At 73.2% G+C, this 12,690-nt stretch carries 11 protein-coding genes; 4 read left to right on the forward strand and 7 right to left on the reverse strand.

The features are described from left to right. Positions 1 to 37: 37 nt before the first annotated feature. The 4 genes from IEZ06_RS15025 to IEZ06_RS15040 form a co-directional block, all read right to left on the reverse strand. Positions 38 to 844 (reverse strand): hypothetical protein, encoded by an 807-nt coding sequence (locus IEZ06_RS15025; protein ID WP_189237305.1) that lies wholly within the window; start codon positions 842 to 844, stop codon positions 38 to 40. A 90-nt stretch (positions 845 to 934) separates the two neighbouring features. Next, positions 935 to 1,234 carry a DUF4193 domain-containing protein gene (locus IEZ06_RS15030; RefSeq protein ID WP_012893211.1) on the reverse strand — a complete coding sequence of 100 codons (300 nt, stop codon included), beginning with the start codon at positions 1,232 to 1,234 and terminating at the stop codon, positions 935 to 937. Between the two features lie 271 nt (positions 1,235 to 1,505). Beyond that, positions 1,506 to 2,807, reverse strand: a complete 1,302-nt coding sequence (locus tag IEZ06_RS15035; RefSeq protein WP_189237332.1) for a sensor histidine kinase — start codon at positions 2,805 to 2,807, stop codon at positions 1,506 to 1,508. Positions 2,808 to 3,087: 280 nt separating this feature from the next. Next, entirely contained in the window at positions 3,088 to 3,741 is a 654-nt protein-coding gene (locus tag IEZ06_RS15040; protein WP_189237306.1) for a response regulator transcription factor, read from the reverse strand. Positions 3,742 to 4,009: 268 nt separating this feature from the next. On the opposite strand from IEZ06_RS15040, the gene IEZ06_RS15045 reads away from it, so the two are divergent. Further along, a complete protein-coding gene (locus IEZ06_RS15045) occupies positions 4,010 to 4,174 on the forward strand; it encodes a hypothetical protein (protein ID WP_189237307.1) in 165 nt (54 codons plus the stop codon). A gap of 132 nt (positions 4,175 to 4,306) precedes the next feature. Here the strand turns inward: IEZ06_RS15045 and IEZ06_RS15050 are convergent, their stop codons facing one another. Then, positions 4,307 to 5,101 carry an inositol monophosphatase family protein gene (locus tag IEZ06_RS15050; protein ID WP_189237308.1) on the reverse strand — a complete coding sequence of 265 codons (795 nt, stop codon included), beginning with the start codon at positions 5,099 to 5,101 and terminating at the stop codon, positions 4,307 to 4,309. A 165-nt stretch (positions 5,102 to 5,266) separates the two neighbouring features. Continuing rightward, a complete protein-coding gene (locus IEZ06_RS15055) occupies positions 5,267 to 7,240 on the reverse strand; it encodes a S9 family peptidase (protein WP_189237309.1) in 1,974 nt (657 codons plus the stop codon). Positions 7,241 to 7,405: 165 nt separating this feature from the next. On the opposite strand from IEZ06_RS15055, the gene IEZ06_RS15060 reads away from it, so the two are divergent. After that, positions 7,406 to 8,374: a ferrochelatase gene (locus IEZ06_RS15060; protein WP_203871933.1), complete on the forward strand. Its 969-nt coding sequence runs from the start codon at positions 7,406 to 7,408 to the stop codon at positions 8,372 to 8,374. Between the two features lie 86 nt (positions 8,375 to 8,460). Here IEZ06_RS15060 and IEZ06_RS15065 read toward each other — a convergent pair whose 3' ends face one another. Next, positions 8,461 to 9,831, reverse strand: coding sequence for a lytic transglycosylase domain-containing protein (locus tag IEZ06_RS15065; protein ID WP_308427654.1), 1,371 nt, complete (start codon positions 9,829 to 9,831; stop codon positions 8,461 to 8,463). Between the two features lie 117 nt (positions 9,832 to 9,948). Between IEZ06_RS15065 and IEZ06_RS15070 the strand changes: the two genes are divergently transcribed. Both IEZ06_RS15070 and IEZ06_RS15075 read left to right on the forward strand, forming a co-directional pair. After that, the gene (locus IEZ06_RS15070) at positions 9,949 to 11,145 is read left to right on the forward strand and encodes an MFS transporter (RefSeq protein WP_189237311.1); all 1,197 of its coding nucleotides are present in this window, start codon (positions 9,949 to 9,951) and stop codon (positions 11,143 to 11,145) included. Positions 11,146 to 11,160: 15 nt separating this feature from the next. Continuing rightward, positions 11,161 to 12,462 carry a D-arabinono-1,4-lactone oxidase gene (locus tag IEZ06_RS15075; protein ID WP_189237312.1) on the forward strand — a complete coding sequence of 434 codons (1,302 nt, stop codon included), beginning with the start codon at positions 11,161 to 11,163 and terminating at the stop codon, positions 12,460 to 12,462. Positions 12,463 to 12,690 lie beyond the last annotated feature (228 nt).

The raw sequence follows: 12,690 nt of genomic DNA on the forward strand, positions 1-12,690 counted from the left end.
GTTGACTTGCTCCAGCAACTACCCCATTTAGGTGATTTTATGACTTTCCGGACGATAGAGCACGGTGCCGACGCAGGTCGTCACGGACCGTGACCGCCAGCTTCCGGGTGGCCGCCCGGTTGAGCGCGCCTCCGGCCACCGCTCCGGTCAGGAAGGGCCCGAACGTGGTGAGGTGCCGCCCGAGCGTGCGCATCAGCCGGTTGCGCAGCGCGGTCTTGGCCGCGGTGCCCAGGGCGATGGTGACGGAGGCGGGGGTCATGGGGTCCACGCCGCGCTGCTTGGACCAGGCCGTCACGAACGCGACGGCCCGCTGCGCGCCGGTGCCGGGGACCTGCACGCCGTACACCTCGTGGAGCTCGGCGATGAGCTTGACCTCGATCGCGGCGACCACCAGGGTCTCGGCCACGAGCTGGGCGGGGGCGGAGAGCAGCAGGGGCGGGGCGGCGAACTCGGCGGCCGCGAGGGCTCCGCCGATCGCGCCGACCGCCATGGTGGCCTTGGCCGCGGTGCGGGCGAGGTCGTCGGCCAGCTCTTCGGCGACGAGCCCGTGGTGGTGCTCGGAGAGGGTGGCCAGGTCGCGGATGGGGATGCGGGGCGCCACGGCCAGGAAGACGTCCGCGAGCCAGCGTCCCCGGCCGACCCCGGACTCCTTGGCCCGCTTCGCGCCGTCGGCGAGCGCCGCCGTCAGACGGCCGAGCAGCCGCCGCCGCTCGGCTCCGTCCATCTCGCCGGGACCGGCGAGCCTGCCGACGAGCTCGGCGACCTCACGCTCCGGTGCGTCGGCCGGCTCCCCGGCCGTGGAGCCGGCCGATGCGGCACCGGTCTGTTCGTTCTCCGACGTCATGTCGCGGAACCTCCTCAAGGCTGTCCTCGGTCGCGGCCCTCTACCCTTGGGTGAAGGGACACACCTTCGGACAGGCCGTCGGAACGGTCGTCAGGCCGCGCACTCCCGGCAGATCTGCTGGCCGTTCCTCTCGACGGCGAGCTGACTGCGGTGATGCACCAGGAAACAACGCGCACAGGTGAACTCGTCGGCCTGGCGAGGAATCACCCGGAGCGAGAGCTCCTCGTTCGACAGGTCCGCACCCGGCAGCTCGAGCGACTCGGCGAGGTCGGTCTCGTCGATGTCGATGCTGCCCGAGGACTTGTCGGTACGGCGCGCCTGCAGTTCCTGAAGACTGTCCTCGTTGAGGTCGTCGTCGGTCTTGCGTGGACTGTCGTAATCGGTAGCCATCGGTCTGCTCCATCCCCCTCATCTATCTGTCTGCGCTCGCTCGCGCGTTGTAACGTACGAGAGGTCCGTCTTGTGCCCGAACCGACGGAGAGATTCCTGCTTGGGTACCCCGTCGGAATGGCCGCTGAACCTCCTCACACGTGAGGGACCCGCCACCAATGGGCATGGTTAGCCAAATATGGCGTAAACCACAGCATTGGCAGCATGCACCACCGTGTTCGACGGCACATCCAACCACATGTACGGCGTGAGCGAGACGCCCCCCGCCGGATCAACGCGGCTGAAGTCTCACGGTCACCACGAGACCGCCCCCGTCCCTGGGGACGGCGGCCACGTTGCCTCCGTGAGCCCGCACGACCGCTCGGACGATGGACAGCCCGAGTCCCGCCCCCTTGGCCGAATCGACCCGGTCGGCATTGAGCCGCCGGAACGGCTCGAACAGGCTGTTCACCTCGTACGCGGGGACGTGCGGCCCCGTATTGGCCACCTGAACAACCAGTGCGCCTTCCACCATTCCCGTTCGCACCCAGACTTTTCCGGATTCGGGGAGATTGTGCTTGATGGCGTTTTCCACCAGGTTGGCCACGCACCGCTCGAGGAGCACCGGATCGCCGACGGTCTCGGCGCTCCTCAGCTCGGCGACGACCGTGACGCCCGCCTCCTCCGCGCGCGGGGCGAGCTGCTCCACCGCGGTCTCGGCCACCTCCTTCACGTCCACCGGCTTGCGCACGCTCAGCTCGCGCTCGCTGCGGGCGAGCAGGAGCAGGCCCTCGATGAGGCGCTCGTTGCGGGCGTTGACCTCCAGGAGGGTACGGCCCAGCGTCTTGAGGTCCGCCGACGCCTCGGGGTCGCCCAGCGCGATCTCCAGGACGGTCCGGTTGATCGTCAGCGGGGTGCGCAGCTCGTGCGAGGCGTTGGCCACGAACCTGCGCTGCGCGTCGAACGCCACGTTGAGCCGGGTCAGCATGGCGTCGAAGGTGTCGGCCAGCTCCTTGAGCTCGTCGTTGGGGCCCTTGAGGTCGATGCGCTCATGGGCGAGGGTGGAGTCGGAGAGCGTGCGGGCGGTGGTGGTCATCTGCTGGATCGGCTTGAGCGCCCGGTCCGCGACGACGTACCCGATGATCAGCGCGAGGATGCCGAGCCCGACCAGCGCCAGCAGGGACCTGGTGAGCATGTGGTCACGCGCGACGACGATCGCCGTGTAGCGGTGCGCCTCCCACCACCGGCGGAACTTCCACGCGTCCTCCTCCGGGTAGTCGACGAAGTCGCTGGCCGGAGGCCATGCCGCGTCGATGGCCCAGGCGACCATCATGTACATCACGAACAGCAGCAGCGCGCCCGCCACGAAGAACAGCGCGCCGTAGGTGAGGGTGAGCCGCCACCGGATGCTGACCCGGTCCGTGACCCTCTTCACCCGGTCCAGGGGGGAGACCTGGACCGGCGAGGCCCCTACCGGAGGCGGCCCGTCCCAGGCGGGCGGGCCGCTCGGCGGCGGCGGCGTCCCGGCCCTGCGCGCGGCGGTCACCGCCTGCGGGGCCCTGCGCTCCCCGCGCTCGGAGTGCGGGCTGATCATCGGGTGGGTCGGCACCGCCTGGCCGATCTCCTCCGCCGGTCCGAACGGCGGCCGTCCCACCTGGCCCACCTGGCCCGGCGACCCCGCCGGGTTCTGCGGATCCATCGGACCCGGCGGCGTCTCCGGCCGCTCCTGCGGCGCCCGCCCCTCCCGGCCCGGCGCCGCTCCCTCTCCGCCCGGGGCCCGCCCCTCCCGGCCCGGCGCCGACCGCTCCTCCGGAGCCCCGCTCACGACATCCCCCGTCCCGGCCGCGCACCGGCACGCGGCCCGCAGCACCCGCTCACAGCCGGTATCCGACCCCGGGCACCGTCTCGATCACCTGCGGCTCGCCCAGCTTCTTCCGCAGGGTCATCATGGTCACCCGCACCACGTTGGTGAACGGGTCGATGTTCTCGTCCCAGGCCTTGTCCAGCAGGTCCTCCTGGCTGACGACCGCACCCTCGGCGCGCATCAGCTCCTCCAGGACCGCGAACTCCTTCTTGGTCAGGGCGACCTCCGCGCCGTCCCTGGTCACCAGCCGCTTGCCCGGGTCCAGCCGGATCCCGGAGCGCTCCAGCACCGGCGGGAGCGCCGGGGCCGAGCGGCGGCCGAGCGCCCTGACCCGGGCGACCAGCTCGATGAAGACGAACGGCTTGGCCAGGTAGTCGTCGGCGCCCAGCCCCAGCCCCTCCACCTTGTCGTCGACGTCGCCCGAGGCGGTCAGCATCAGGATCCGGGAGGCGGTCCGCTCCGCCACCAGGCGGCGGCAGACCTCGTCCCCGTGGACCTTGGGCAGGTCCCGGTCCAGCACGATCACGTCGTAGTCGATGTAGCTCGTCCGCTCCAGCGCGCCGGCGCCGTCGTAGGCGACGTCCACGGCCATGGCCTCGCGCCGGAGCCCGGTCGCGATCGCGTCCGCGAGCACCCGCTCGTCCTCAACCACAAGCACCCGCACGGCCCCTGGCACCTCCACTGGAAAACCTCTGGGAAAACTTCGGAGAACGACGGGAGGCGGACGCGAGAACCCGCGCCGCCGGACGGTCTCCCGCCGTCACCCCATTGTCGCCGCAGCCTGCGTAAGCCTGCGGTAAGGCCCGCACCACGACGGGGGCGCCGCCGGTGATGTATCGCACACCCATGTTTAGGACATGCCGGGCACTGGGTACAGCGGTCCTACACCCTTTTGCCGAACGCCCTTCGGACCCCGTGAGAGAGAAGGTGAGATGGGCGAGTTCACGACCACGATCGAACACCGCCTCGACCAGGCCTACAAGAACCTGCAGGAGGCCAGGTCCACCGGTGACGACTACTTCGCCGACACGCTCACCGCAGAGATCGAGGATCTGCGCCGGCTAGCCACCGACAACGGCATCCCGCTCCAGCCCTGACCATCAGGCCCTGACGACCGCGGAAGGCGCCCTCCCCGCTCGGGGAGGGCGCCTTCCCGTGTGCCCGGGCCCCACCGCGGCCGGCCTCGGCGCGACCGCCGCGGGGGCCTTCCCTCGTGCCGTGACCCCGGGTCAGGCGTCCCGTTCGGGATCCAGCGGGGCCAGCAGGTCGTGCAGCTCCTCGAAGAGCCCGGGCGCCGCGCACAGTGTCAGCCCCGGGTTGCACGGCTTGCCGTGCAACCCGCCGAGCCTGGCCCCCGCCTCGGTGGCGATGAGCCCTCCGGCCGCGTAGTCCCACTCCTGCGGGCCGCGCTCGTAGTAGCCGTCCACCCGTCCGGCGGCCAGCGCGCACAGGTCCGAGGCCGCCGAGCCGCTCCGGCGGATGTCGCGCACCCGCGGCAGCACGTGCGCGAGCACCTCGGCCTGGACCGCGCGCCTGCCGGGCTCGTAGCCGAAGCCGGTGGCGATCAGCGCCTGCTCCAGCGGCACCCCGCCGTTGCAGCGCAGCCGCTCACCCGCCAGCCACGCGCCCCCGCCCCTGGCCGCGGTGAAGACCTCGCCCCGGGGCACGACGTTCACCACGCCCGCGACGATCTCGCCGTCGACCTCCACCGCGATGCTCACCGCCCACTCCGGCACGCCGTACAGGAAGTTGACCGTGCCGTCGATCGGGTCGACGACCCAGCGCACCCTTCCCTCGCCGGTGACGCCGCCCTCCTCGCCGAGGACCGCGTCGTCCGGCCTGACCTCCTTGATCCTGGCTCGGATCAGCTCCTCCGAGGCCCGGTCCAGCGCCGTCACCACGTCGGTGGGGCTGGACTTGGTGGCCAGCACCTCGGGCCGGGCCGGCCGCTTGGCCAGGAGCATCTCCCCGGCCTCGCGGGCGATCCCCTCCGCCAGTGCCAGGAAGTCCGCGGCAGTGCTCATGTCGTTCCCCGATCCTCTCACTCGTCGGCCCCATCGTGCCCGGTGCGCCGGTCCGCCCGCCGCACCGGGTTCGCGGCGGGCGGACCGGCGGCGCCGGCGACGGCGCCCCGCACGGTGTTCACGACAGTGTCCGTGACGGGGCCCGCGACAGGGTTCAGACGGGATTCACGACAGCGACTCGGGCCGCTTCCACTCCTGGCCGAGGACGTGCTGGGCGAGGAAGGCGAGCACGGTCTCGTACCAGACGACCGCGTTGCCCGGCTTGAGCACCCAGTGGTTCTCGTCGGGGAAGTAGAGGAACTTCGACTCCACGCCGGTGCGCTGCAGATCCCACCAGAGGCGCAGCCCCTCGCCGATCGGCACCCGGTAGTCCTTGTCCCCGTGGATCACCAGCATCGGCGTGGTGATCCTCTCCAGGGACAGGTGCGGGGAGAGCTTGGTGTACAGCTCGGTGCCGGGCCTGCCGAACTCGCGCTGCCAGTACATGGAGGCGTCGGTGGTCCCGGCGAACTGGTCCAGGTGCCAGAGCGAGGCGTGGGTGACGATCGCCTTGAACCGGTCGGTGTGCCCGGCCACCCAGTTGGCCATGTAGCCGCCGAAGGAGCCGCCCATCGCCGCGGTCCGCGCGGCGTCGACCTCGGGCCGCTCCAGCGCCGCGTCGGTGATCGCCATCAGGTCGGCGTGGGTGCGCGGGCCCCAGTCCGCCCAGCCGCGCCGGATCATCCCGGGCCCGTAGCCGGTGGACAGGCACGGGTCGGGCAGCAGGACGGCGTAGCCCTGCCGCGCCATGATCCACGGGTTCCACCGCCAGGACCAGTCGTTCCAGCTCGACAGCGGGCCGCCGTGGATCCAGAGCAGGAACGGCGCCGGGCTCTCCGCCGAGGCACCCTCGGGCAGCACCAGCCAGGCGCGGATCTCCGCGCCGTCGTCGGCGGTCGCGGTGACCTCGGTGAGGGTGCCGGGCAGCTCCAGCGCGGGCGCCGGGGAGGGCAGCTCCTCGACCGTGCCGTCCTCGACGGCGATCCGCACCGGGCCGGCCGGCCGGTCCACGGCGCTGCGCAGCGCGTAGACGCTCCCGTCGGGGGCCGCGTTGAGCGAGGAGTAAGCGGCGTCGCCGGGCGTGAGCCGTACGGGCTCGGAACCGTCGGCCGGGACGCGGAAGACGGGGCGGCGGCCGAGGTGGTCGGCGGCCACGTACAGCGAGGCCGAGTCGGGGGCCCACACCATGTCCGACGGCCACAGGTCGCCGCCCGCGGCGTGCCCCTCCCCGGTCTCCAGGTCGACGATCCAGAGCGTGACCCGGGGGATCTCGGTGACGGAGGCGTGGCTGCTGCGCACGCAGGCGACCAGGCGGCCGTCGGGCGAGACCGCGAGCGGCCCTTCGAAGTCGTGGCCGTCCTGGCTCGCCAGGACCCGGCGGGCCCCACCGTTCGCGGTCTCGATCGCGACCAGCTCGGTGCGGAGCTCACCGCCCGGCAGCGGGACCGTCCAGGTGGTGACGACCGTGCCGCCGTCCGGGACCACCTCGTAGGAGGCGTTGGTCAGCGCCCTGCCCGGCTCGGGGGTGAGGTCCCTGATCTCGGTCAGCCGGTCCCCGCCGAGGACGCCGGCGAACAGGCGGGGCTCACCGGGGCCCAGGTCGTGGTCCCAGTAGCGCACCGGGTAGCTCTCGTGCAGGATCGCGCTGATCCCGGCGTCCTTGCGGGCCTTGCGCCGGTCGGCCTCGGTGGCCTCGTCGCCGCCGAGCACGTCGGAGCCGAAGACCACGACGGAGCCGCCGGTCGCGAAGCCGGTGATCCCGCCGGGCCGGGAGGCGACCTGGCGGGCCTCTCCCCCGCCCGAGGGCAGCAGCCAGAGCGCGGGCACCTCGCCGTCGGGGTCGTCGGGGTCCTTGACCGTCGGGTCGGGGCGGCGCGAGCCGAACAGGACGTCGCCTCCGGCGGTGAACTCGGCACCGGCCTCACCCTTGACGGACCTGGTCAGCCGGTACGGCGAGCGCCCGTCGAGGGGGATCTCCCACAGCGACGTCCCGTAGCTCCTGCCGTCCGGGTTGAGGGACTGCACCACGCTCACCAGACGGGTCCCGTCCGGAGAGAGCCGCAGGGAAGCCACCCGCGGCACGCCGACATAGTCACGCATGTCAGAAAAAGGGGTCACGTTCCCGAACCTACCTCTCCATCGGGTCCCGGTTCATGCATCCGCGCGGCCGTCCGGCGCGAAACACCGGTCATGGCGATGCGAGGGGCGGGCCGGGCATACGGTTGGATGAAGGCCGTGGGCACCGTGGGAACCGTGGGGAGAGCTGTGGGGAGCTACGACGCGCTGCTCGTCGTCTCGTTCGGGGGTCCGGAGAAGCCGGACGACGTGATGCCGTTCCTGGAGAACGTCGTGCGGGGCCGCGACGTCCCCCGCGAGCGCCTGCTGGAGGTCGAGGCGCACTACCAGCGCTTCGGCGGGGTCAGCCCGATCAACCAGCAGTGCCGCGACCTGATCGCGGCCGTCGAGCCGACCGTCGATCTGCCGGTCTACTGGGGCAACCGCAACTGGCACCCCTACCTGGAGGACACGCTCCGGCGGATGGCCGCCGACGGGGTGAAGCGGGCCGCGGCCTTCGTGACCTCGGCCTACAGCTCCTACTCGGCCTGCCGCCAGTACCTCGACGACATCGCCCTGGCCCGCGCGGCCGTGGAGGGCGCCCCGGAGGTCGTCAAGCTCCCGCACTACCACGACCGCCCCGGCTTCGTCGCGGCCATGGTCGACCACACCCGCCAGGCCCTGGAGCGCCTGCCCGCCGAGCACCGGGACGGCGCGCGGCTGGTCTTCACCGCGCACAGCGTCCCGGTCTCGATGGCCGCGACGTCCGGGCCGGACGGCGGGGCCTACGAGGCGCAGCTGCGCCGGGCCGCCGCCCTGGTCGCGGCCGGGCTGGGCGGCGGCCGCGGGTGGGACCTGGTCTGGCAGAGCCGCAGCGGCCCGCCGCACGTCCCGTGGCTGGAGCCCGACGTCTGCGACCACCTGCGCGGGCTCGACGCCCCGGCGGCGGTGCTGGTCCCGATCGGCTTCGTCTCCGACCACATGGAGGTCGTCTACGACCTCGACGTGGAGGCGGCGGACCTCGCCCGGGAGATCGGCCTCCCGCTGTCCAGGGCCGCGACCGTGGGCACCCACCCGAGTTTCGTCGCGGTGGTCGGCGAGCTGCTGGCCGAGCCGGAGCCGCCGGCCTGCCCGCCCGGCTGCTGTCCGGCGCCGCCGCGCCGCCGCGCCCACGGGTAGGCCGGCGGGCCGCGCGGCCGGGACCCGGCGCCGGGGCCGGCGCTCCACGGGCGGGCGCGCTCCACGGGCGTGTGCGGCGGGCGCGGTCACGGATAGGTGCGGGCGTAGGCCTCGGCGATGCCCAGGACCTTCCTGACGTACGACCACGAGTGGTTGTAGAACCAGACGGCCTTCTCCAGCTTCTTCCCGCCCTGGCCCGCGCCGTTGGCGCACAGGTAGTTGGCCGCCCCGGGGACGGCGTCGTAGGGACTCCAGACGTCCTTGACGCCGTCGCCGTCGCCGTCCACGCCGTAGGCCCTCCAGGTGGCCGGCATGAACTGCATCGGCCCCTGCGCACCCGCCGAGGACGGGCCGTTGTTGCGCCCGTGCGAGCTCTCCACCTGGCCGATCGCGGCCAGCACGGTCCACGACAGGCCGGGGCAGATCTCGGCCGCCTTCCGGTACAGCTCCAGGTAGCTGCCGGGCCGCCCGACCGCCGCCCGGCGCGCCGCCTGCGGCCGGAGCGCCGTTCCCGTCCCGGTCCCCGTGCCGGCCTTCGCCCGCGCCGTGCCGCCTGTGCCGCCCGCACCGCCGGCGCCCAGCGGCACGACCTGCGAGCCCGCGCCCAGCAGCTTGCGCACCCCGGCGCCGAGCGCGTCCGTCGCCTTCGCCGGGCCGTGCACCAGCAGCGCCACGCCGGGCAGCAGCCCCAGCCGCCGGCCGGTCTCCTGCCCCACCAGGCCGTCCACGCCGGGCAGCCCGAAGCGGGCCGAGGCGGCGACCCTGAGCCGGGGCCCGCCGTCCACCTGGTAGTGCGAGCCGAGGACGAGTCCGAGCCGCCGGACCGCCGCGCCGTCGGCGACGAGCTCCCCCCTGGCCAGCGCGTCCCACACGCCCTGCTCGGCCGCCACCGCCCTCGGCGCCCAGGCGCGGAAGCGGACGGGGTCCACCGCGAGCAGGTTCAGCCCGGCCCCGGAGACCCGTACGGCCCCGCCGTCGAACACGTCGACCTTGCGGACGTGCTCCAGCCCCGCGATGTCGTCCCTGGTCTGCTGGGGCAGGGTGGACCGGGAGATCACCAGCAGCCGGGGCGGGGTCGGGGCGGCGCCGGGCGTGCCGGGGTCCCCGGTCCTTCCGGCGCCTCCGGGGTCCCCGGTCCTTCCGGCGCCTCCGGGGTCCCCGGTCCTTCCGGTGCCTCCGGGGTCCCCGCCCGCTCCGGTGTCCCCGGCGTCCCCCGTGGCGCGGACTGCCGGGGCGGAGGCCGTCGCCGTGGGGGCGGCCTGCGGGGAGAGCCCTCTCAGGTCGGAGACGCCGGCGCGTGCGGCGCCCGCCGTACCGGGGACGGATTCCGGAGCCGCGACCAGCCCGGTGGGCCGGACCGCCACCACCACCGCCCCGGTGGCGGCGGTCAGCACGACCAGTCCCGCCAGGATCATCAGGAACACCCGCAACCTGGGAAGACTCTGGCCCTCGGTCACGTTTGCCTCAGCGGGCCGTACAGCACACCGTTGCGTGGAAAATCACTTGCCGGGCTGCCGTTTGGTGCGAAATCGTCAATGCGATCCACGCCTGGGGCGTGCGGAAGGGGAAAATCGGTGGTCGGGCCGTACCGGGAGCTGTTCAGCACGCCCGGCGTCAAGGGTTTCGTGATCTCAGGCTTCGTCGGGCGGATGCCGATGTCGATGCTGGGACTGGGCATCATCGTGCTCGTCGAGACCCTGACGGGGTCGTACGGCATGGCGGGCGCGGTCGCAGCCACCGTCAGCGTCTCCTATGCCGTCGCCGCGCCCTTCTCCGGGCGCCTGGTGGACAAGTTCGGTCAGGCCAGGGTAATCGTCCCGCTGACCTTCGCGCACGGGAGCGCACTGATCGCGCTGATGCTCTGCGCGCAGGCCGGGGCGCCCGCCTGGACGCTGTTCGCCTCGGGCCTGGTGGCGGGTGCGACGGCGGTCTCCCTCGGCGCACTGGTGCGCGCCCGCTGGGCCCACGTGCTGAGCGGGTCGGACCGGCTGCACACCGCGTTCTCGTTCGAGTCGGTCGCCGACGAGGTCATCTTCGTCGCCGGTCCGGCGCTCGCCACCTCCCTGGCCACCATGGTCAACCCCTACGTCGGCCTGATCGTGGTGGTGGTCTGCGCGCTCGTCGGCACCGTCGCCTTCGCCCTGCAGCGCGGCTCCGAGCCGCCGGTCCTCCGGGGCGGGACGCACTCCGGCACCCCCATCACGATCCCCGGGGTCGCCCTGCTGTCGTGCGTCTTCCTCGGCATGGGCGCGGTCTTCGGCTCGGTGGACCTGATCACGGTGGCGTTCGCCGAGGAGCGCGGCGCCCCGGTCGCCGGCGGGCTGCTGCTGTCCGCACTCGCGGCCGGGAGCCTGGTGTCCGGCCTCTGGTACGGCGCGCGGCCCTGGAAGCTCTCCCTGCGCACCCGGTTCGTCCGGGCGCTGGGCACGTTCGCCGCCGGGCTCACCCCTGTCTTCCTCGTCGGCGACCTGCGGGTGATGGCCGTGGCGCTGTTCGTTGCCGGCCTCTCGATCTCCCCCACGATCATCACCGGTTACGCGCTGATCGAGCGGCTGGTCCCGGCCCGCCTGCTGACCGAGGGCATGTCCTGGCTCTCCACCGCGATCGGGTTCGGCGTGGCGCTCGGCGCGTGGGCCGCGGGACGGCTCACCGACCTGTTCGGCGCGTCCAACGCCTACGCCTTCCCCTTCCTGTGCGCCCTGCTGGCCGCGGCCGTCGGCGTCGCGGGCTCGACGTGGCTGCGGACCCCTGTCGCGGAGCAGAAATCATGAGTATCGTTCATATTCATGCGCGAGTTCCGTAACTGGGCGGGCAACCAGTCCGTCGTGCCCGCCGAGGTCCGCACCCCCTCCTCGGTCGAGGAGGTGGTGCGGGCCGTACGGGACGCCGCGGCGGCGGGGCGGCGGGTGCGCATGACGGGGACCGGGCACTCGTTCACCGGCGCCGCCCTCACCGACGGCCTGCTGCTCCGCCCTGACGGGCTGACCGGGATCCTGCAGGTGGGCGACGGCAGGGTGACCGCCGCGGCGGGCACCCCGCTGCGGGTCCTCAACGAGGAGCTCCACCGCATGGGCCTGGCGCTGGCCAACATGGGCGACATCACCGCCCAGACGCTGGCCGGGGCGATCCAGACCGGCACCCACGGCACCGGCCGCGACGTCGGCGGCCTGGCCGACCAGGTGCTCGCGCTGGAGATGGTGCTCGCCGGCGGCGAGGTCGTCACGGTCCGGGCGGACGCCGCCGACCGGGCGGAGCAGGACCTGTTCGACGCCGCGCGGGTCGGCCTGGGCGCGCTCGGCGTGCTGACCGCCGTGACCTTCCGGGTGGAGCCGTCGTTCCTGCTGCGCAGCACCCGGCAGCCGATGGCGCTGAGCGAGATCCTCGGCTCCCTCGACGCCCTCACCTCCGGCAACGAGCACCTGGACTTCTTCTGGCTGCCGCACACCGACACCTGCCTCACCAAGCGCAACAACCGCAGCACCGGGCCGGCCGACCCGCCGGGCGCCTTCAAGCGCTGGCTGGACAACACGTTCCTGGAGAACACGCTGTTCGGCGCGCTCTGCGGGATCGGCGCCCGCCTCCCCGGCGCGATCCCCCGGATCAACGCGCTCTCGGCGGCGGCGCTGTCGGCCTCCGCCTGCACCGACACCTCCTACAAGATCTTCACGAGCGTGCGGGAGGTGCGGTTCCTGGAGATGGAGTACGCCATCCCACGCGAGCACCTGGGCCAGGCGCTGCGCGAGACCCGCGACCTGATCGAGCTGCGCGACTGGAAGATCGGCTTCCCCGTCGAGGTGCGGGTCACCCCGGCCTCCGACGCGTGGTTGTCCACCGCCTACGGCAGGGACACCGCCTATCTCGCCTGCCACATCTACCGGCCCACGCCGCACCCCGAGTACTTCGAGGGCGTCGAGGAGATCATGACGCGGCTCGGCGGGCGCCCCCACTGGGGGAAGCTGCACACCCGCGACGCCGCCTACCTGGACGCCGTCTACCCGCGGTTCGCCGACTTCCTGGCGCTGCGGGACCGCCTTGACCCGGAGCGGCTGTTCGCCAACGACTATCTGGACGGGGTCCTGGGCCCCTGAGCGGCGCCCGCCCGGCCCGGGCCGCAAGGGCGCGCCCAAGGGTCCGCCAAGGAACGGCGCGCCCGCGTGTCCGCGCGGTCCCCTCCGCTCCTCCGCGGGCACACTGCGCAGTGTCCCGCGCCGCTCTACCCCGAGGAGCCCTGGAGATGACCTTCCTCCGCCGTCCCCGCCAGGCACAGCGTCCCGCCGCCCCGGCCCCGGCGGTCCCCGCCGCGCCGGCGGCCGCCC

Origin of the sequence: Planomonospora antibiotica, from assembly GCF_014647955.1 — a bacterium.
GTDB classification, from domain to species: domain Bacteria; phylum Actinomycetota; class Actinomycetes; order Streptosporangiales; family Streptosporangiaceae; genus Planomonospora; species Planomonospora parontospora.